This is a genomic window from Vibrio fortis (genome assembly GCF_024347475.1).
Taxonomy (GTDB): Bacteria; Pseudomonadota; Gammaproteobacteria; order Enterobacterales; family Vibrionaceae; genus Vibrio; species Vibrio fortis.
In genome coordinates this window covers 1176664-1198057 of record NZ_AP025488.1, presented here as the reverse complement: position 1 = coordinate 1198057, position 21394 = coordinate 1176664, and the positions used below count along the sequence as shown (strand labels likewise).

Annotated in this window: 20 protein-coding genes; 15 read left to right on the top strand and 5 right to left on the bottom strand. The window is 44.6% G+C overall.

Annotated elements, in window-relative coordinates; all coding sequences use genetic code 11:
• Positions 1-16 precede the first annotated feature (16 nt).
• The 11 genes from OCV50_RS19820 (at position 17) to OCV50_RS19770 (ending at position 8580) form a co-directional block, all read left to right on the top strand.
• Entirely contained in the window at positions 17-637 is a 621-nt protein-coding gene (locus tag OCV50_RS19820) for an energy transducer TonB (protein ID WP_261904368.1), read from the top strand.
• Positions 634-1812 (top strand): tetratricopeptide repeat protein, encoded by a 1179-nt coding sequence (locus OCV50_RS19815; RefSeq protein WP_261904367.1) that lies wholly within the window; start codon positions 634-636, stop codon positions 1810-1812. Before OCV50_RS19820 ends, OCV50_RS19815 begins: the two co-directional genes overlap by 4 nt.
• A gap of 218 nt (positions 1813-2030) precedes the next feature.
• Positions 2031-2660, top strand: coding sequence for a PepSY-associated TM helix domain-containing protein (locus OCV50_RS19810; RefSeq protein WP_239840059.1), 630 nt, complete (start codon positions 2031-2033; stop codon positions 2658-2660).
• A 52-nt stretch (positions 2661-2712) separates the two neighbouring features.
• Complete coding sequence (locus OCV50_RS19805; RefSeq protein ID WP_261904366.1) at positions 2713-3231, top strand: DUF2271 domain-containing protein; 519 nt, start codon at positions 2713-2715, stop codon at positions 3229-3231.
• A gap of 67 nt (positions 3232-3298) precedes the next feature.
• On the top strand, positions 3299-4135 hold the full coding sequence (locus tag OCV50_RS19800; RefSeq protein WP_239840057.1) for a DUF4198 domain-containing protein: 837 nt from the start codon (positions 3299-3301) through the stop codon (positions 4133-4135).
• A gap of 93 nt (positions 4136-4228) precedes the next feature.
• Positions 4229-4564, top strand: coding sequence for a hypothetical protein (locus tag OCV50_RS19795; protein WP_261904365.1), 336 nt, complete (start codon positions 4229-4231; stop codon positions 4562-4564).
• A complete protein-coding gene (locus tag OCV50_RS19790; protein ID WP_261904364.1) occupies positions 4561-5127 on the top strand; it encodes a DUF6162 family protein in 567 nt (188 codons plus the stop codon). Before OCV50_RS19795 ends, OCV50_RS19790 begins: the two co-directional genes overlap by 4 nt.
• Positions 5128-5142: 15 nt before the next feature.
• Positions 5143-6078: a metal ABC transporter solute-binding protein, Zn/Mn family gene (locus tag OCV50_RS19785; protein ID WP_239840054.1), complete on the top strand. Its 936-nt coding sequence runs from the start codon at positions 5143-5145 to the stop codon at positions 6076-6078.
• On the top strand, positions 6078-6812 hold the full coding sequence (locus OCV50_RS19780) for a metal ABC transporter ATP-binding protein (RefSeq protein ID WP_261904363.1): 735 nt from the start codon (positions 6078-6080) through the stop codon (positions 6810-6812). Before OCV50_RS19785 ends, OCV50_RS19780 begins: the two co-directional genes overlap by 1 nt.
• Entirely contained in the window at positions 6812-7687 is an 876-nt protein-coding gene (locus OCV50_RS19775) for a metal ABC transporter permease (RefSeq protein ID WP_261904362.1), read from the top strand. Before OCV50_RS19780 ends, OCV50_RS19775 begins: the two co-directional genes overlap by 1 nt.
• Positions 7687-8580 (top strand): metal ABC transporter substrate-binding protein, encoded by an 894-nt coding sequence (locus OCV50_RS19770; protein WP_261904361.1) that lies wholly within the window; start codon positions 7687-7689, stop codon positions 8578-8580. The genes OCV50_RS19775 and OCV50_RS19770 overlap by 1 nt, the downstream gene beginning before the upstream one ends.
• Positions 8581-8679: 99 nt before the next feature.
• Here the strand turns inward: OCV50_RS19770 and OCV50_RS19765 are convergent, their stop codons facing one another.
• The gene (locus OCV50_RS19765; RefSeq protein ID WP_239840050.1) at positions 8680-8892 is read right to left on the bottom strand and encodes a DUF2986 domain-containing protein; all 213 of its coding nucleotides are present in this window, start codon (positions 8890-8892) and stop codon (positions 8680-8682) included.
• Positions 8893-9071: 179 nt separating this feature from the next.
• Here OCV50_RS19765 and OCV50_RS19760 point away from each other — a divergent pair, with 179 nt between their 5' ends.
• A complete protein-coding gene (locus OCV50_RS19760; protein ID WP_261904360.1) occupies positions 9072-9458 on the top strand; it encodes a nitrous oxide-stimulated promoter family protein in 387 nt (128 codons plus the stop codon).
• 72 nt (positions 9459-9530) lie between these two features.
• On the opposite strand, the gene OCV50_RS19755 is transcribed toward OCV50_RS19760, so the two are convergent.
• The gene (locus OCV50_RS19755) at positions 9531-10928 is read right to left on the bottom strand and encodes an MATE family efflux transporter (RefSeq protein WP_261904359.1); all 1398 of its coding nucleotides are present in this window, start codon (positions 10926-10928) and stop codon (positions 9531-9533) included.
• 50 nt (positions 10929-10978) lie between these two features.
• Between OCV50_RS19755 and OCV50_RS19750 the strand changes: the two genes are divergently transcribed.
• Positions 10979-11878, top strand: a complete 900-nt coding sequence (locus tag OCV50_RS19750) for a helix-turn-helix transcriptional regulator (protein WP_239840047.1) — start codon at positions 10979-10981, stop codon at positions 11876-11878.
• A gap of 20 nt (positions 11879-11898) precedes the next feature.
• On the opposite strand, the gene OCV50_RS19745 is transcribed toward OCV50_RS19750, so the two are convergent.
• From OCV50_RS19745 to OCV50_RS19735, 3 genes are all read right to left on the bottom strand, one after another.
• Complete coding sequence (locus tag OCV50_RS19745) at positions 11899-12552, bottom strand: Crp/Fnr family transcriptional regulator (RefSeq protein WP_261904358.1); 654 nt, start codon at positions 12550-12552, stop codon at positions 11899-11901.
• A gap of 196 nt (positions 12553-12748) precedes the next feature.
• Positions 12749-13966 carry a two-component system response regulator gene (locus tag OCV50_RS19740; protein ID WP_261904357.1) on the bottom strand — a complete coding sequence of 406 codons (1218 nt, stop codon included), beginning with the start codon at positions 13964-13966 and terminating at the stop codon, positions 12749-12751.
• Positions 13966-15642, bottom strand: coding sequence for a response regulator (locus tag OCV50_RS19735; protein ID WP_261904356.1), 1677 nt, complete (start codon positions 15640-15642; stop codon positions 13966-13968). Before OCV50_RS19735 ends, OCV50_RS19740 begins: the two co-directional genes overlap by 1 nt.
• 137 nt (positions 15643-15779) lie before the next feature.
• On the opposite strand from OCV50_RS19735, the gene OCV50_RS19730 reads away from it, so the two are divergent.
• The gene (locus OCV50_RS19730) at positions 15780-19841 is read left to right on the top strand and encodes an ATP-binding protein (protein WP_261904355.1); all 4062 of its coding nucleotides are present in this window, start codon (positions 15780-15782) and stop codon (positions 19839-19841) included.
• Positions 19838-21259, top strand: coding sequence for a PAS domain-containing protein (locus OCV50_RS19725; RefSeq protein ID WP_261904354.1), 1422 nt, complete (start codon positions 19838-19840; stop codon positions 21257-21259). The genes OCV50_RS19730 and OCV50_RS19725 overlap by 4 nt, the downstream gene beginning before the upstream one ends.
• Positions 21260-21394 lie beyond the last annotated feature (135 nt).

The following is a 21394-nucleotide window of genomic DNA, read 5'->3' as shown; positions in this document are numbered from 1 at the left end:
GCAAGGGAGTTTGCAGATGATTCGCCTATTGCTTGCTCTACCTATTGCTGGTGCTTTGGGTTTAGTGCTTTTCTCTTTTATGGCTTGGATGGTCGATAACGGCCACCAACGAGCACCAGAAAAGGGGGAAGGGTTAACCTTTAATATGGTAATGATGGAGCAGGAACAAGAAGTTCAAAGAAGACAGCGCGCGGTTCCTGAGCAGCCAGAGATGCCAGAACCCCCACCAGAAGCACAGGCGTCGCAATCGCAAGCTGATGTAACGCCTTTGAATACTATGTCTTCGCTACCTGCTTTGGACTTAAACACATCAATCGATGGGCTAGCGATTAATGCGCCGACATTTTCTGACTTCGGTAGTAATCAGCAAGCGATGCCTCTGTATCGTGTTGAACCTCGTTACCCAGCCAAAGCACTCAAGCGTGGGGCTGAAGGCTTTGTTGTTATGAGTTTTACCATAGACGAAACCGGGCGACCGATTGACATCCAAGTAACAGATGCTAATCCCCGTCGTATGTTTGAACGTGAAGCGATGCGTGCACTTAAAAAATGGAAATATCAACCTAAGGTGATTGATGGCAAAGCGATAGCTCAAGTTGGGCAAACCGTGAAGCTTGAATTCAAATTGGCTAAATGATGAAAAAAGTATGGATATTAGTCGGGCTAATATTAATGCCCTTCATGATGCAAGCAAAAGAGCTGAGTCAGTACACCGCAATTCGTGTACAGAAAGCGCACCAACTCTCTCAAGAAGAGAAGGTGAAAGAAGCTATAGAAGCATTAGAGTCGATTGAGTCTGAGCGAGCTTATGACAAAGCCTATGTTGCACGAATGCTTGGGGTGTTTTATTGGCAAGATAGTAAGCCGTCAGCAGCGATAAAGCAGCTAGCTTATGCGGTTGATACTGGCCTATTGTTGGATGAACAAGCTTGGATCACGCAGCGAATGTTGGCTGATCTGCTGTTGAATGAGCAAGAGTTTAAAAAAGCGCTACCTCATTACTACAAGTTAGTGAAAACTGCACCCGAGACTGAAAAGAAAGATCAGCTTTGGCTGCGCATTGCTCAAGCAGAATATCAACTTCAGAACTGGAAGAAAGTGCTACCAGCGATTGCGGAGCATGACAAATTCAACAAAAAATCGGAGTTGGCACCTTTGTCTCTAAAGCTTGGTGCTCAGTTGCAGCTCAAACAGTGGAAGCAGTCTATTCCAACCCTAGAAAGTTTGATTGCATTACAACCTGACAAAACCAACTGGTGGCGTCAGCTGGTAGGTATTCAACTTAGACTCGATCGTAATCGTGCTGCGCTTAACACATTAGCGCTTGCCGAGCTGCAAGGTGTAGAAATCACAGACTCTGATCGACGTTTAATGGCGCAACTTTATGCTAAGCGTGGTATCCCAGAACGCGCAGCAAAAGAGATCAGTAAATTAAGCAATGCTACTACCGATCCGCAATTGTTGGCTGAGCAAGCGACGTATTGGCAGTTAGCTCGTGAATGGGATCAAGCTATCGAGATCTGGACTCTAGCGGCGAAACAGAAGCCAAAATACCACTGGAACGTTGCTCAACTCATGGTTCAACAAGGCTATTACAGCAAAGCACTAGTGGAATTGGATAAGGTCAAAGAGAAGGACAAACAAGCGGATGTGGCACTGGCTAAAGTTCGTTCTTGGTACAAGCTTAAAGACCTCGAAAAAGCTTTGATTCATGCCAAAAGAGCTGAGAATTTGGAGTCCTCGACAACAGCTAAAGGGTGGATTAAGTACTTGTCTCAGCTTCGTAGAGTGAGCAGTAACGACGCTGCCTAACGATATCACTATCTAGCTCTAACACTTCATAGTGTAACTTTCTAGTTTACGATTAAGCGCCATCAACTTCGGTTGGTGGCGCTTTTTGTCATTTTCCGTCTCAAATTTACTCAACTCACGCATTAAAACACTTACAAACGTAAACAATGTAAATTGAATGCCAATAAGAATGATTATCAACTAAATTGTCGCCCATAAATATTATAGGTAAGTTTGGTATGTGGTTAAAAAGTAGGGCGGTTCAAATGTGGGCTCGCCGCCTTCATGTGTATATCTCAATGGCATTGTTATTGGTTGTTTTGTTTTTTTCTGTCACAGGTATCACGCTCAATAGACCTGAGCTTTTTGAAGCGTCCAAGCCAAACATTCAAACTCACAATCTAACCTTACCAAGCCATCTGTTTTCTATTCAAAACGATCGACTTGAACCCAATACTTCTGCCTTCCAGACATTTTTAGTTGAACAAGCTGGCGTGTCTGGAACTCCTTCTGGATTAGACGTCTATGCAGAAATTGAAGATGGTGAGTTGGTCGTGGGTGAAGTCTCTATGGACTTCAAAGGCCCTGGCTACAACGCTTCAGTGTTTGCTGACTTAGTGATGGCGACCGTTGAAGTCGAAACCACAGATTACGGCATCATCGCCTTACTCAATGATCTTCACAAAGGGCGTAACAGCGGTGAGGTATGGAAGTGGTTTATCGATATCACAGCACTTCTAATGATCTTCTTTGTTATCACCGGTGTGTGTTTATTACTTCCCAAAAAGAAGACGCTCAATACATCGATTAAGTGGATGCTGTTTGGATCTATCTTGTCTTGGTTTATCTATTTTGTTGCTGTTCCGTAGTGTTATTTCGTAGTGCCACGAACAAGTTAAACGGACTTTTTAAGGTTAAATAATGAAAAAAATCACCTTGAGCAAAGCTCTTATTGCGCTTTCTCTTATTCCAACTTTCAGCATGGCCGAGTCGCTACCTGACGCCGCCAAACTCGATGTTCAGTTCGAGTTGCCAAAAATCGATACCACTATGTACGCAAGACCTTACGTTGCGATGTGGGTAGAGGATAGCTCTCGTAAGCCAGTCAAGACCATTGAACTATGGGTTGGTAAAGATGAATGGCTAAAAGACCTTCGTAGCTGGTGGCGAAAAGTAGGCCGTTACGATCGTGAGTTAGTTGATGCGGTGACGTCAGCAACGCGCCCTGCTGGTAAGTATCGTTTTGTTTGGGACGGTACAAGCGACAATGGTGAAAGGTTAGAGCAAGGCGAGTACACGATTCACATCGAAGTGGTTCGTGAGCATGGTGGACGTAACTACCTCCGTCAAAAAGTGACATTGGGTAACGAAAACGCGAGCTACCAATTAACGCCTACCGAAGAAACGGGCGTAATTACTCTCGATTACCTGGTTAATTAAGTACACCGTTAATTAGATTTAACACTCGGATATACAAACGATTTATACAGAAAGAATGGACTTATTCATGATGAAACAAACAAAGATCAAAGCGTTAGCACTCGCTGGCGTAATGGCATTCGGTCTTGCTGCTACCACAACTGCTCAAGCACACCCACGCTGGATCCTTCCTTCTCATTTTACGGTTTCTAAAGAGGGCGGTGATTGGCTAACTTTTGATGTGACTGCATCTCACGGCACATTTGTATTCGATAAGCCTGCTGGTAGTGAAAGTGCACAAGTAACCATGCCAGATGGACGTAAAGAGCGTCCTAATTTTGTTATTCGTGGTAAGCGTCGTTCAATCTTCGATTTTTACTTCGAGGAAGAAGGCACACATAAAGTAGCGGTTAATAACGTACCGTCTTACTACACGCAATATAAAGCAGGTCGTCGCGATACGGTTAAATGGATGCGCGCAAACAAAGCCGAGCGTGATTCATTGCTTCCTGAAAAGGCGCGTGATGTAGTAACGCAAATCAGCTACACCCGTGCTGAAAGCTACATTACTGTTGGTAAGCCAACTGACAAAGCGTTCGAGATTGAAGGCAAGCTGCTAGAGATGAAACCAATTACTCACCCTGCAGATATCATCGAAGGCGAACCAGTAACTTTCCAATTCTTTTACAACGGAGAGATTCAGCAAGGCGTAACTGCGGAAATTACACGTGAAGGTACACTTTATCGCAACCACCAAGAGCAGATTGATGTGGTGAGCGACGAAAATGGCGAAATCACATTTACACCAGATGTAGCGGGTCGTTACGTAATGAAAGCGAACTACAAAGGTGAGCTGAAAGACAATCCATTAGCGGACAAAGCAAGCTCAAATGTCCACCTAACATTCGAAGCGCTGCTTCAATAATCGTTATATAGAACACAGATTTTAATTTAGGGCTCACTTGAGCCCTTTGTCGCTCAGTTAAGACACTGGGTTTTCCTTGCTAGGTAGTGAGTTATGAGAATAAAAACAAAATTGAGCGGTTTAGCTAAGCCATGCTTGGCTCTGATTGTGGCTGCTGCTGCGTTACCAGTACAAGCCCATTTTCCATTGATGAACTGCTGGTTTGAGAGCGAAATGGTGGCGTGCGAAGCCGGTTACTCTGACGGTAGCAAGGCGATCGATTACTCAGTAGAAATGTTTGATTATGAAGACAATCTGATCGCTAAAGTGATGACAGATAAGCGTTCAATCGCTGAGTTTAAAAAACCACAATCAGATTTTTACATTGTGTTCGATTCAGGTCATGAGTTCCCTGTTGAAGTCGATGTTGTCGAGATCAACGAGAAATGATCATTCAGTCTATTAGAGCCGATACTGGTGGCAGGGAAGGTAAATGGGTAGCGCTTATCATTGCCACTATCTTGGGCTTTGCGGCACTAGCTATTCCTTACCATCAAGCGGAAGTGCACGTGACGACGGCATTTGAACACCAAATTCTTGTTACCGATGTAGAACAAGAAAACCTCGCGATGCTCGCCGAACTTAGGCTTGCACATGAAGAGATCAGAGATCTTTATTTAGATAATGATGAGCAATGGCCAAATATTGAGTTTCTTCAAGAAGAGTGGGTAGCTCCTTTTACACAAGATCAGAGCTGGAAAAGAAAAGGTGAGCATAACTGGTTACTTCTTGAATCTGGATACTATTTTTCTGCTCCGGAGCAAAAGGGCTTTGCGGACTCTTTCTTAATGAATGCCAATGCCATCTCCCCGGAAATCTGGGTCAACTTACACGGTAAAGTTTCAGCCCCTATTGAGTTTGATGTTGAGTCATTAGCAAACGCGGGTTGGAAACAAGTAGTGACAGAATCTGAAGTAATAGCAAATCAACACCACAAAGATGGTGCACACTAAAATATGAGAGAGCGCATGCGAATTATTACACTGTTTGTCCTGCTTTGGGCGTCCTTAAGCTCTATGTTTGCTCACGCGGCAGACTACAAGATTGATGAAAATAAGCTGACGGTCGGTATTACGCTTCAACCTTACTACAGTTACGTAAAAGCGGTAGTCGGTGACAAGGTCAATATCCTTCCTTTGGTCGATGCAGGCTTTAACCCTCACAACTATCTACCGCAACCCAATGATCTCAAACGCCTAAGCCAAATGGATGCGATTGTCGTGAATGGTATTGGTCACGACGACTTTGCTCTCAAAGTAATTTCTGCGTCACAACGTAACGACTTAGTGGTAATAGAAGCGAACAAAGAGGTGCCGCTATTGCCAGCTCTCGGTCAATCAGTAGGCCAAGGCGCTGTAAATCCTCATACCTTCGTTGGGCTTTCTACAACCATTCAAAAGGTTTACACCATCGCGAGTGAACTATCTAAGCTTGATCCGGAAAATGCCAAGTTTTATCGCAAGAATGCTCGTAAATACGCGAAGCAGTTTCGCTATATGAAGCGTGACGCGATGATCTCATTAGGTGAACTAGATACGTCTGGAATGAAAGTAGCAACAACCCACAATGCTTATGGTTACATCTTGCAAGAGTTTGGCGTCGATGTTGCAGCGGTGATTGAGCCAGCACACGGGGTAGAGCCAAGCGCTAGCCAGCTTCAAGAAACGATTGAGAAGATCCGTCAATCAGGCATCGATGTGCTTTTCTACGAACTGAATATGCCCAATCGCTTTGTCGATACTATCGAAGCCGAAACCGGTGTTCAGCTGTACCGCTTCTCACACATGACTCATGGCGAGTATGAAGATGACAAAGTCGAAATCGAAATGAAACAGAACTTAGAAACCTTGATCGAAGCGATGAAGTTTGCTGCGAAAAATCAAACACAAAAAGGGAATGCATAATGCAGGGCCCTTCAATTTCTATCAATCGACTTGGGCTTGAGTACGATAACAATGTCATTCTCGAAGATATCTCACTTGAACTGGGTGCAGGTGAATGTCATGTGATCATGGGTCCGAACGGTGGCGGTAAAACTTCTCTATTGCGCTCTGTTCTAGGTTTAACGCCATTTAGTGGTGATATTGATATCTATTGGCCAGAGAAGCCGAGCATTGGTTACGTGCCCCAGAAAGCGGCTTTCGAGGCGAGTCTTCCTCTAACGGTAATGGACTTTGTTCTGCTTAACCAAAGCCGAACACCTTTGTTTTGGCGTCGTAAATCCAAACAACTTAAAACGGCACTAGCGCAATTGGATCGCGTCGGAATGGCCACGCGCAGTGACCGTCGAATGGGGCAGCTATCGGGTGGAGAACAACAGCGTGTTCTGTTCGCTCAAGCGTTATTGGATGACCCAAGCCTACTGGTATTGGATGAACCGACCACTGGTATGGATGAACAAGGCGTTCGTTACTTGGAATCATTGATACGTGAATGTGTAGGTGAAGGGAGAACAATTCTTGCGGTTCACCATGATGTCACTGCGGTTCGCAGGTTAGAAGCGAACGTTCATGTGGTTAATCGCTGCTTGGTTGATAGTGGCGCGCATCAAGAGGTGCTGCACCCTAATAAGATTGAAAGCTTGTTCCAGCACTACAGCAGTGGTGCAAATCACACTAAACAGTCGGAGGTAGCGTAATGGATTGGTTACGTGAATTAGCGGTATCCGGCGTAGAAGCGGGGCTGTTATCTGAGAGCTTTATGTATGCTTTCATGGTGAACGCGCTAGTAGCGGCTTTGTTGCTGGGGCCTCTACTTGGCGGCTTAGGGACTTTAGTCATTGCCAAGCGCTTGGCGTTTTTCTCTGAGGCGGTGGGGCACGCGGCATTAACAGGTATCGCTATCGGGGTTTTACTTGGCGAGCCACCTGAAAATCCGTTTATTGGGTTGTTCAGCTTCTGCATGATATTCGCATTGCTGTTGCACTTTGTGCGCAATCGAACCAACGTTCCCTACGATACGTTAGTCGGTGTATTTCTTGCTCTGGCACTAGCTGTAGGCGCGGCGCTTCTGATGTACGTCGCACGTAAGATCAATATCCACATGTTAGAGAATGTACTGTTTGGATCGATCTTAACTGTGACTGATCGTGATTTAGCGATCTTAGCGGCAAGTTGCGCATTAATTATCATACTCCTTATCCCAACCTTTAATCGTATTCTGCTGACATGCATAAGCCCAGATATTGCGAAAGTACGCGGCTACAACACCGGTTTCTATGACTATTTGTTTGTCATGATGATTACGTTGGTGACCATTGCGGCTGTAAAAATTGTCGGTGCAGTATTAGTGGGTGCCTTGTTGCTGATCCCAGGTGCAACTGCGCGTTTGCTTACTAAACGTATGGGCAGCTTTGTTCTGCTATCAGCATTGCTAGCGACGATCGCGTGTCTAATTGGAACCATATTACCTATGGAACTTAAACTGCCGGTGCCTTCTGGGGCTTCCATCATCATTGTGTCTGCGAGTTTCTTCTTGATGGCGACACTGTATCGAATAGTGAGAAAAGCATAATGATTAATCGAACTTTAAATAACGCAGGTTTAGTGTCTAGTCTAGTCGCTATTAGCCTTTTCTCTGCAGCAAGTTACGCTAAGGACATTCTGGTAAGTACGCCAGTGACCTATGCACTGGCGACGGAACTGACAAAAGGAACCGATCTAACAACCGAGTACCTTCCACCTAAGCGTTATGGTATCGAGCGACTACCAAATTGGTTTTCGACTAAAGGCCAAACGAAAGTGATGAAATCCGGAGCTGACGCAACCGTGGTGGTGACGCTAAGCTCTGTGTGGCCAGAGGATCCGACGTTTGTGCATGCAAGGCAAGCGAACATCCGTTTGGTGGAAGTAGACGCTGCCCAAGCGATTACACCTCGTGCACAAGGTGTCGCCGCGCTTACATTGTCGAATGGACAAGTATCTAAGTACGCGTGGTTGAACCCAACAAACTTAACGCGAATGGCGGCGATCGTTGCTGATGATTTTAAAAAGCTTTGGCCACAACGTGCAGACAAAATAGATGGTAATTTGCAACGTATCATGTTGGAAGTACGAGAGCTGATTAATCAGCAACAAGCGGTATTGCTGGATAATGAAGTGGATTCTGTGGTTTTACTGACTGAAAGCCTAGAAGACTTTGCCTCTGGCAGTCAGCTGTTCGTAGAAGAGAGACAGTTTAAAGCTGAGCTTGAATGGTCAGAGCAAGACAAGCAAGCGCTTAAAACTCTGTTTGAAGATGATGAGTCTTTGTGGCTAGTGACTTCAAGAAAACCAACAGCGCTACTTAAGTCTCTGGTACCAGTAGAGCGCATTTTAGTGGTGGATTCTCTGGATCGTTGGGGCAGAGCAGGGATTGACTCAAACGCGCCATTAAAACGTTGGGAGTTAAAGCCGCTCAAAAGCTAAATCTAAAAATCGCGCACGCTACACGAGCGCAAGCACAAACAAAAAAGCAGCCATGAGGGCTGCTTTTTCATCTTTATGATTCGAGACACTATCTCAGTTTTACTCTGAGACCGTTTCGCTATCGCTGTTTACATCAGAAGCCGTCGTGTTTTCTTCCGCAGCAGCTGCAGCTTGCTGTGCTTTCTCTTCTTCTTCCATTTTCGCACGCTCAGCTTTTGAGATGTAGCGCGGTTTGTTGCTCTTATGCAGCTTAGCGTTAGCCTTCTTCTGTTTCTTTTTTAAAATATCGTTGATCTTTTTCTTGCGATTCATGGCTGCATAACCTTGTAATTTGTTAAGGCGTTGGAGGATAATCATTTTAGATAAATAACTCAATGCTTGAGTGGCGATTTAACGCAATGAGATAAGGACATGAGTGAGAAATAGATCTGTTTATTTCTCGACACAGTGGAGTGTGGCTTTGTCGCTCAGTGATTGGCAAGTGAGAGTTCATGTACCAAAGCAAAGATATTCTAAAAGGTGGGCTGGCAACGGAGTTCAAAACGGTCGTCGCCATGGTCGAGATCTTCTGTAAAGATCATCATAAAACCAAGGACTTGTGTCAGGAATGTACCGAGCTGCTTGAATATGCAGAGACACGCCTTGACCGATGCCCTTATGGAGAAGCGAAACCAACCTGCAATAAATGCCCAATACACTGCTATAAGCCTGAACCAAAAGAGCAGATGCGATTAGTAATGCGTTACTCTGGTCCGCGTATGTTGTTAAAGCACCCGATATTGGCAATCCGCCATTTGTTGCACGAAAAGCGTGTTGCTCCGGTTAAACCAGAAGCCAATGCATCTAATCGTCATATCAGAATGAACAAGAACAAATAATAAAGGGCCTGATAATCAGGCCCTTAATGTTGGTGCTAGCGTTTTGTTTTCGCTTATCTTGTTCGAATCACATTAAGCTGCTTGTGGCTCTTTTGTCGTGATAGTCAGGTTGTTGATCCAGCGGCGGCTCATGTAGCGATGTGAACAGATCGCGAGTTTCACGACTTCTTCTACTAGCATCAAACCGTAAATGTACTTGAAGTCCCACCCTGCAATGAACGCACCGTAAAAGCAGACTGGAATACCAACCATCCACATCGCGATAAAGTCCATTCGTAAACAGAAAGGATTGTCTCCACCCGCGCGAATGATACCGTTGATGATCACCATGTTCAGCATACGAATGACCACAGCAAAACACATGATCGTAATTGCTGGCGATGCTAGAGGGTATAGCGAAGCTTCGTCTAGGTTTAACCAAGAAAGAACATGTTCCTTACCCATGAACAAACCTGCTCCTACGAGCACACCAAAACCGATTACAGCTTTAATGAAGGTCAGCCCCATGCGCATCGCTTGGTCGAATTCGTCACGACCAAGCGAATGACCAAGCAACACCGAGCACGCAACCGATATACCGAAGAACACCGAGTAACAAAGTGACTCAAATGGCGCGAGCATTGAGAAAACCGCGAGCTCTGTAGTTCCCATATGACCAAAGATCATTTGATATGCCATTGTACCTACTGCCCAAAGAACCGCATTAAGTGTTAATGGCAATGCTAAGCGTCGATATGAGAGCCACAATGATGGGCGATGCAAAGAGCTTTCTGTAGTTAAGAGCCAATGTTGTTTGTATCTCATGTATGCGTACATCATGCCTACTTGAATCAAACGCGCTAACGTCGTTGCCAAAGCTGCACCCGCAACGCCCATCGCCGGTAAGCCAAACGCACCTTGAATCAGAACGAAGTTTAACGCGATGTTTAAAGCGATTGTAACTGCACCAAGAATCAATGGCGTCACTGTGTCACCGGACGAGCGCATGCTTGCTTCTGTCACAATCACGATGTGAGTCAGCAAAAGGACAGGGAACCCATACCAAAGATAGGTCGCGCCCAAGTCGATCACCGATTGATCGCTGGTTTGCAACGTCATCAGTAACTTGGCACCTAAGGTGATAATGAGCGTCACAGGCAGCAATACTTTAAGACCAAACGTCATCGCAATAGATGTCACTGTACGTGCGCTCTTACGGTCATCTTTGCCCCAATATTGAGCAACTAGCGTACCGTTTGCTGACGCTAAACCTGCCATAATCATAATAGCGACAAAATGCCATTTTGATGCGATTCCCACAGCGGCAGCGGCTTCCATACCAAAATCACTCACCATTAGCACATCGGCTAGAGCAAGTATTGCAACCAAGGCGCTTTGTAAGGCGACAGGCAAACCGAGCTTGATTATACGAGATAAAAGGTGCTCTGGCTTGTGGTTGATATTTGAGTTAGGGTTAATGTTTGTGGTCATAGGCTCTCCAATTGATGGCAGAACTATAGTGATTTGAGAGAAATAAAAACATGTTCAAAAAACAACAAAACCTGTGCAAATCCGTCATTGATAAAATGAAGCCTAAAACTGTTTGGCAAGATGATGTGTTTCTTGCGGAAACCTGTAAAGAGCGATTTTTGACCGTTGAAGATATTCCCGAAATGAAACGCAGTGGCGTATTTATGGGGGGAATGGCCAAGCTATACGATCAATACTGGGTTGAACGAGAACGAGTGAATGTGCATACCTTGATCTTTACTCAGGAAGGAGGAGGTATCTTAACGACGTCTGATTATGTTCAAGAGATCTCTCCCTATACCTTGGTCGTTCTTCCTGCCGGTAGTGCGTTTAGATTTGAGCTAGACCCGCAACAAAACTACTGGAAAATGGCTTGGATGTTGTTGCCAGATACCGAACAGTGGCAACACATCGCGGATTTAGGTCCGTCGATTGTTCCGTTCAGTGAGTGTGAACAGATCTGGTCGGTAATGAATTTGATTTATTTCGAGATCGGCGGACGAGCAAGTTACAGAAAACTAATGGTCAGTGAAATTGTGAGAATGTTGACCGGATTTGAGCCCAAGTCCACCAGCACAACGGCGCGAGTTCAAGCTCTCTATAATGAAATCGAAAGCAGTTTGCATTTGCCTTGGACCGTAGCGGGTATGGCTGAACAAGTCTTTGTGAGCGAAGAGCAACTCAATAGGGTGACCAAAGCACTATTTCACATGTCACCACGTAGTAAGCTCATCCAACTGAGAATGGAAAAAGCGGCAAGTCTATTGAAGTATCGAGAGTGGTCAATCACGATGATTTCTCATCGTTTGGGCTACAAAGACCCGTATAACTTCTCACATCGCTTTAAAAAGCACTTTGGCCTGTCACCGAGTCAGTATCGAAAAAGCCTTAACGATAAAGTGAAGGGTTAGCTACCGATAGGGGAAAGCAACTAAGCTAAATTTTTAAAGGCATTATCAAGTTTGTGGGTGCGTAAAGAGAGGGCTGGTATATCGATAAGGTGAATACTGCCACGTTCTAAGCTAATCTCTCCGACGGTTTCTAACTGTTTAAGCACTTCATTAAGCCTAGGGCGAGAGATCCCCGTGATTTGACTTAGCTGCTTCTGAGAGATATCTATTTTCAATAAGCTGCCTTTCACCGATGGCAGACGCTTAGAGATATCGAGTAAGGAAAAGACGATGCGGCACTCTCTGTCGTACAACGAGCAGAGCTGTGCTTGTAACCAACATTTCTGAACGTCTAACGTACAGTGGTATAGCCATTTATAGACTTCATCATTGGTCGCTGCCAGGCGATCGATCTTTTCTTTTGGGAAGCAGATAATTATCGTTGGATAAATCTCATCAATGGTAGCCTTGAGTAGCAGACCGCTGTTCATGATGCCTCCACCCATCCAAGTATTACTGCTAATCAGTGTCGCGTTCATCGAGTTGGTATTTTCCGACGTAAAACTGATCGATAGAATCCCTTGGCTGACATAGTAAACACCGCCTTCGTTAGTTCGTGAATATTGGCTGTATTCACTCAAGCCGCTCATGATGGTTGCGCTAGAAAGTAGTGCTTGTTTTAAAGAATCACTCAAGGAGCAGGGCCAGTCGATCTGTAGAGGGAAGTGTTTCAAATCAGTACTCTAAATAAACGGTGTCAACGGAATGAATGTATTCAGTCTAGCCTGACTGTTCATCACGGTACATACGACAAGGTGATATATGTTGCTTGTCTGTCCCATCAATCAGGCTTGGTGATGAATTTTGTGATGCGTTACCTTCTTTTCCTTTCTAGGTGACGGCTTGGTCAGTCTGAATGTGTCGCGCTTTACTAAAGTGCTTCGAGCAAAACTGGGCGAAGTGATTGCTGCTTTTGGGCTTAGCCAGATAGTAACCCTGTAAGACATCACAGCCTAACTGAGCCAATCTTCGTGCTTGAGATTGGTTTTCAACGCCTTCAGCTACCACTCGTAGATCTAAGCTTTTGCTTAACGAAATGACACACCTTACGGCAGCTAAATGCTTGTTGTTTTCCATCATCTGGCTAACAAAGGTTTGATCAATCTTCAGCTCGGTAAATGGGCTAGATATTAGTTGGCTCAACGATGAGTGCCCGGTACCAAAATCATCAATCGAAATGTTTACGCCTCGAATTCGCAATCGACTGGTGTTCTCAAGTGATTTTGCTAAGTCAGACGCAAGCTCGGTTTCTGTCACCTCTAGTGTTAACCGGTGTGGTGGAAAGCGAACTTCATCAACGATTTGAAGGATGCGATTTGCAAAATCGGGCTGCACTAAGTCCGTAGGTGTGACATTCACGGATATATTGAGTGGCCAACCACGATTGTGCCAAGTCATTGCAGTTTCAACGGATTTTCTTAGCATGTGGCAAGTCAGTTGATAGCTCAGTCCCATGCTAAATAGCTGATCGAGAAAATGAATCGGTGTCAGTAGGCCGAATTGTGGATGATTCCAGCGGATTAAGGCCTCAGCGCCAATCAATTTGCCTGTTTTGGCCTCAAAGTGCGCTTGGTAATAGGGTTCAAATTGATCGCCACGTAGCGCTAGTTTGAGATCGTTCTCACTAATGTTGAATGTTGGGCGCTGCTTTGAGTGCGTTGGCAGAGTGTCTTTCGCCACCCAGTCAAGAAGTTGCGATACTTGCTCTCGCTTAAGCGGTTTGATTAGGTTCGCGACCTTTTTAAGCCCATATGAGCGAGACATCTCAATCACAGCCGCTTGTACATCGCTAGCTGCGCTACTCGTGAAGACAACCGTGGTTTGAATGTCCATTTCTGACATGACACGTACAAACTCCACACCGTCCATTTCTGGCATATAAAGATCGCAGAAGATAACATCCGGTTTCTGTTTTTCGATTGCCGCTAGGCCCTCTTTGCCGTTACTCGCGTTGACCACTTTGGCATTCGACATTGAAGAGAGCATGGTGTTGAGAATTTTGCACTGAAAAGCGTCATCTTCAATGATGAGTATGTTACATATATCCATTATGCCGTTTCTGTAGCTGGTGTAGCTAAGTCCTTGTAATCGAGTTGCTGTGCAAGCACGCGGCTCTGCGCTACAAACTCTTTGCTTTTGATGAATGGGGTGTCGTGCAATTGATCTCGGCATCGAATGGCAAGATGTATGACGTCATTCTTGCTCCAATTATGTGGCCACGCGCGCGTCAAAACGCCAAATAAAAGCTGCGGAACTTCGTGATCGGTAAACTGAGTGTCGAGCGCACGAGTGAGGAGCGTAGAGGCTTTTTCATAACTCTTTTGTTCAATGAGGGTGACGGCGTCACGTTTTAACTTGAAAGAGGCGTCGCGCATACGCTGTACTTTGCTTCGCCATTGCGACAAGTAAGCGAGTAGAGTTTTGTCTATTGTCGTAAACGGATCACTCTTCAACTCAATGTTGATTTGTTCGCTTAACTGCTGGTAGGTTTTCACATTGCCAACCAATAGATGAACTCGAGATAGCTCAATTCTTTCAATCAATGAAGGCGTGTGATCTTCATTCTCTTTGAGATATTCATGATATTCAGCCAATAGCTGACGCGCCTTCATTGTATCGCTTTTTAATACATTGCCTCGAGCAAACAGCAGCAACTCCATTGGTTTATAAACTAATCGAGGAAATTTAGCGCGCCATCCTTCAGCCCATTTCCCTAATGAACTCAAGTGCGCCAATCGTTTATCGCGTGGTGAGAACTGAGCTTGGTCTAGAATGAGTTGTGCACCGAGTTGGTACATTTCTATGGATTCTCTGAAAGAGTGACGCGATTCTAACAGCATGGTTTTGGTACTAGAAATGGCACCAGACAAATTGAACATGGCCATATCTAGGTGAACACGAATGCGATGACGCTCTATCACTTTAGGCGAGATTGCAATTGCGCGGTCAATATCTTCTCTTGCTGCTTCGAACTGTATTTGAGCAACGTTTAATTCTGCACTTAGTTGAGCCGCAGCGGCAGCGTGGAATGGGTCTTTTTGTAGAGGCTTAAGCAGAAACAAACCTTGCTTGTATTGACGCTGTTTAAGCGCAATTTCGGCTAAGTTAAGAACGACTTTTCCATTTTCACCGCTGCCTTGCAGGTTGATGAGTACATTGCGAGCATCGTCATACATAGCCTTAGCGAGCAGAGCTTCTGCTTTTAATTGCTGAGAAAGCACGATGATATCGTCATCTTGGTAGAAAGTTTCATCTACCATTGTAATCACGTTGTCGTAATTGCCTTTATTAAACTCAATCATTGGCTCGGAGAGTTCGTGCTTCTTACGCACAAAGCCAGGCAGACGCTCTTTCAGCGTGTCGTAGTTTAAAGGCTTGAGTAAGTAACCATCCGGATTAAGCTCCATAAAACCTCGCACGACCTCTGCAGTAGCGTCGCCCGTCACTATGATATTCACACAATCGGCAGCCAATAAGCCTTTGGTTTGCAGCTCATCAATGAGTTGAAACCCGTTGGCTTTGTCACCCAAGTTGTAATCGAAGAAGATCAAACCATAGTGGTTAGCTTTACAGCGCTGAATGGCTTCGGCTGCATCTTGTGCAAAGTGGAGCTGATCTGATTGATAGCCAAGTTTTTGCAACATGCCTTTCGCAGCAGTTCGATACATGGAGCTATCATCGACAATGAGTACAGGGCGAGCGTGATTTAAGACGTTGAATGGCATAGCGAGATCACTGGTAATTACATCCTCTTTATTATTTATAATTTTTATACGGAAGTCTGTTCCCTAAAGAACAGAACTCATTAAAAGTTGCATTTATACTGTACGCAATTCCAATTTGATAAGGTTGTGTCTAATAAATGCTGAAAAACTGTTTCATTTTTGGCTCAAGTCAATGGTTGCTGTCCTTAGTTGCCGCGCTGCTCTGTATCTCGATGCCCTTAAAAGCAGATGATGATTTCTTGGCTCAAAGCGCTCGTGCAATAAGAGGTACAACGCATTTAGACACACTTATTACCATCGGTATTCCGAAAGTTGATGCCACGGAGGCTTACCACCGGGAAAGAAATGATGTCGCGCAACTTCATGATTTTATGAAATTGTATTGGGAAATGTGGGGAGAGGAATTTGGCTACTCGATCGAATTTAAATACGCGCCATACCAAACCCTATATTCAAACTTACTTGATGGTCAGGTCGATATATTAACGACGACAACGTATAACCCGAATCTCACTAAATGGGTCAAATACAGTCTTCCGTATATTGAAACCAAAACAGCGTTGTGGAAGCGTGTCGGTGAGATGAGAGAACATGGTAAGGTCGGGTTTATTCTCCCTAATTCAATCACACCAATCGACTTTAACGCTGGTTATGGCGTCGAGATCCACACCAATTCGACCGACAATGTTATCGCAAGAGCTGATTCACTGAATTACATCTACAGCTGGATTCCCAATGAGGTTGAAGCCGCACTGAACGAGCGTGGCTTAAATGGTCAGTTCTCAAGACAAGATACGCACAACAGTATCCCAATTCGCTCAATGACTCGTTTTGAGGACAGTGAATTGATGTTGCTCGTTAACCAAGGGATCCGTCATCTGACTGCAGAAAGTGTTCATGAATTGTGGTTCCAAATTACGGGCAATGCTAATCAGTCATTTGATGTATTGGTCGGTTCTTACCTTGAAGATGTCAATGAAGACCAAGAGCGCAAGTTGGTGGAACGTCCAGTGCTGGAATATGCCTATATTGTTGATGGTGAAGAGCCTTACTTTATTGCGGAAGAGTTTTTTATTGAGGGTTACATCGTCGATGTAATGAGAAACATCAGTCAGAGTATTGGCGTCTCTTTTGTTGCCAAGCCATATCACTCATTTCAAGAAGCGATGGATGCCGTTCGAAACAGAGAGATCGACATGTTTCCCGGTGTCTACAAAACCGACCAACGCTCGAAGAGTTTAGATTTCACAAGCGATATTGACCGTACCCACTTAGCCATCGCAAGTGAAGGGGATTTCTATGCCATTAACCAACTTAAGGGAAAGCGATTGGCGTTGGTGAGAGGTCTACACGAGAATGAACTGCTGGCTGAGTTACTGCCAGTTAATCCAATCATCTATCTGGATACTGCCGAAGAGGCGATGCGCGCGGTCGCAGAAGGTCGGGCAGATGCCTATGTCGGTAAACTGCTTAACAGTGCCTATCTCGTGAACAAGCACAAGCTGTTCACTCTAAACCTTCACAAAGCAGAAGATATTGATACTGAGTTTTGGCCACGTATTGCTTTACCTAAAATGGAGCGTGAGTGGGTCAGCCTTCTTAATCTAGGTATCTACAGCTTAGGTGAGAGCTTCCAACAAAATCTGCAAAAGAAATGGAAAGAGCACATTGTCTTTAGTCAGGAGTCGGAAAGGGTAAAAGCGCTTTATCAACAAGTGGTGATTGCCAGTGGCTTGATGATTGTGTTCTTACTAATGTGCTTCATGTTCTATCGACATCAGCTAGGCCGTCGAAAGGAGATTCAGGCAACGTTAGAACAAGCACTTAAAGATGCAGAGCAAGCCAAGCGAGAAGCGGAAGAGCTGACACTCGCAAAATCGGATTTCCTTGCACGAATGAGTCATGAAATTCGAACTCCAATGAATGGGGTATTGGGTATGGCAGAAGCCTTATCGTTTACCAAACTCGATAAAGAGCAAGAAGATCTTCTTTACACTCTGAATGGGTCAGCCCGCAACTTAATGGCTCTGCTTAATGATGTGCTCGATTTTTCGAAAATGGATGCTGGGAAGCTGACATTAGAAAGCGTTAACTGCGAACTTAACTCTCTCATGACCAGCGTTGTCGGTAACTTCAAGCACAAAGCGACGGCAAAGGATCTTTCAATCAATAGTCGCGTCGATTCGCAAATTGGTGCAGCTTACCAGTGTGACTCAACTCGCCTTATGCAGGTGTTAAACAACCTTGTCTCTAACTCTGTAAAGTTCACGCAGCAGGGCTTTGTTGAGTTGAGTGCTCAGTTGATCGCCGCAGATTACAAACAGGATGACAATGGCGCGTCATACGACTTAATTGGCTTTCAGGTCCGAGATAGCGGCATTGGTATCGCCAAAGAGAAGCTCGACACCTTGTTTGACCCGTTTGTACAAGCCGATGGTGACATTACACGTCGCTTTGGCGGTACGGGTTTAGGCTTGAGTATTTGTAATGAGATTGTCTCTGAAATGGGCGGTGAGATACGAGTCTCGTCAGTCATAGGTCATGGCAGCTTGTTTAGTATGACCTTACCGATGCAAGTCGACCGCTCAGTTGAAGTCGTTGATCAAGAAGTGTCGTTTGGTGATTTGCCAACTGACATGCGACTAGAGCATCTTCGAGTGCTATTTGCGGAAGATAATGAAGTGAACCGTAAGGTAATTGGCGGTCAATTAAAGCGTTTGGGCGTGAATTTTGAGACTGCTGAGAATGGCTTGATTGCTTATAACAAGTTCATTGATGATCCAACTTTCGACGTCATTCTTTCTGATTGCCATATGCCTGAAATGGACGGCTTTACCTTGGCATCGAAAATATCGACAGAGTTTGTTGATAATAAACCCCATTTGATTGCGATAACCGCGGATGCTTTAAGTGGTGCTGCAAAACGCTGTATGTCCGCGGGCTTTGATGACTATATCTCTAAGCCGTGCCCATTGGACGTACTTGAAAGTAAACTCATGTTGGTTTCCACTAAGCAGCCAATCGCTGAGTCTGACTTCTCTGAAGTAGATAACTCGCTGGTGGCATGGCTAGACGCCAACAGCTTTGAACCTGACAACCAGGATGATGACGACGAATTAGACAGCTTCCATAACGAGGATATGGCTTTAGACTCTGCGTCATCGTTAATTCAAGAATCATCAATCGAATCTGATTTTTCATGGATTGACGAACTTGAGTCTTCTGATCATAACTTTTCTGGTCATAGTTCTTCTGATTCTGACAATTCTATTGAATCCGAAGCTAATGTGTTGTCATCTGAGCCGGACTTTTCACTAGCGACGAGTTTAAATACGCCATCGATTGAAAGCGATTGTATTTCATGGACTGATGTCGAAGAGACTGATTCCTCGTTAGATGATGATGCTCCTCGTTTTACGCTTAAGCAACGAGAGCGAGAACCTACTGAGAAGGGAAGGTTTGAGACATTTGAGTTACAAAATTTCTCAGAACAACCTGAGCAATCAAACGAGTCAGATCAACTAAGGATGCCATCAAAATCAGTGCCTCAAAGTCTTAACGAGGACCTGATTGACATTGAAAGGTTTGAGCGAGAAATGGCTCAGTTTGAGTTGGCCGTACAGCAAACACAGCAAAACTCAGGTGAATTTGAAGCGTCAGACTTCGAGATGTTTGGGGTCGACAGTGATGAGCACTCTTTTGATGAACCTTTCTGGCAAGAGACACCACCCGAGAATGACAGCCCACAACACAACAAGGTTGAATTTGATGATGAAGATTTTCTCCAAAAGCTAGGATTAGCTTCTGAACAGCCTATAGATGCGTCTAACGCGTTTATTCTTCCAGACCATCAAGAATTCGATATCTCCCACGTATTAGCGATGAGTGGCGATGATCATGATATTGCAACGGACATACTGACCACGTTTGTTAAAAACTACCCAATGGATATTGCAGAGTTAGAGTCAGCTGGCGCTATACAAGATGCAGATTTTGTCAAAGACACTGCGCATCGTATTAAAGGAAGTGCGTTATATCTTGGTAACAATCCACTTTCCAGCGTTGCTAAAGAGCTAGAGAAAAGTGCTGCGCAAGGGGATATGACTCATAGTGAACAGAGAATTGCCTTTATTAGCAAAGGGCTTACTGTGTTAGGGCGTGAGATAGAAACCTATTGCCAAGAGCGCAGTTTGACGTGAATTCAATTACCTCCATCAGACATTCACTGCGATTTACCGTTGTCGTTAATTGCTTAGTTGTCACGTGGGTGGCGTGCATTATCGCGACTATTACGTTGGAGCTTGAGAGAGAGTATTGGAAAACTGGCTTAGTTAGCCAATACCAAGACTTAGCGATGACGCATATCTCGAATGAATTTGGGCTATTGAAATCGTCGACTGAGCGATTATTAGAAAATGAATCTCTACAACGATTTGTGCAATCTCAAGAACAACGAAAGCGTACATTTGCGATCAGTGAGCAGTTTCTAAAATCCAGTTTAGCAAGTTCGATTATTGTTCAAGATCGTATGGGACGAATCACTCATCTAGATAGCGAAATGAATGCTTCGTTCATCAAAGCATTTCGTGAACTGCATGAACCGGATCAACAGATGATCTTTTCGTCATCAAGTAAGTTAGGAATTGATTTTGTCGATGGTCGCATCTTTATGTTTGCGTCTGTGTCCGTGCTTGATGAGCATCAACGACGTCCGGTTGGGCTGGTTACTGTGCTCCAAGAAGTCAACGCGGATATGCTTAAACGAATGAGTAAGAGCATAGGACGGTCATTCAGTTTTCATTATACCGCTGCTGGAATGCGGTTAACGCAGGTGAGTTACGACCAAGGTTACCATGTCGCAGTCGATAAGGTGATACAAGAGCAAGGTACTGGGTTTCGCGCTGAATATCGAGTAACCATGGCGGATGGAAGAGTACAGCCGGCAAACTTTGTGATTACATTTGACGCTCGAAGCTATGACTTTATCGATCCGCGATACGTGCTACTTGGGCTTGTCTTTGGTATTCCAATCGTGAGTCTTTTATTGTGGATCGTGTTTAGCCGAAAAGTGGTTAAGCCTGTGAGTCATCTCATCGACTACATCACTGACGAGTCAACTTACGCTCGAGAGCAAGATGATAAATTGAGCATGGAAGAGCTCCCAGAAGAGATGAAGCTTATCTATTCGCGTTTCAAAAAAGTGTATATCAATATGGCTCGCCAAAATCAGTTCAGTCAGGTACTGGTAGGCGCGATCGGTGACATCATCATTACCGTCGATAAGGATGGGCAAATCTGTTATGCAAACCCAGCGGCGCGTGAGTGGTTTGGAGTTGAAGATAAATTGCTTATTGGTCAGCCACTTGAACTGTTTACAAGTAACATTAACCATGAGACACCGGATGTCGCGACTTGGCTTTATACCTGTAATGTCAAAAAGAAGCGGTTAATGTGTCGTGCTGAACTGGTCAACATTATCAGCAAAACTTATATTTATCCGTCGGATGTGATTGTGCAGCCAATAGACTCAGAAGTCAGTGCAGAAGACGTATCAACATCGGTGGTTGTTATTCGCGTTAAAGACACGGTTCCTGTCAGTGAATATATGGTGAGCTAACACCAATCATAGTAAATGACTGGTCATCAGCAAAACGTAACTTCCAAGCTTGAATATGAAAAAAGCTCAAATATGAAAAAGGCGCTATACCTTGTGTGTGGAGACCACTAAGGTACAGCGCCAGATAACGTTGCT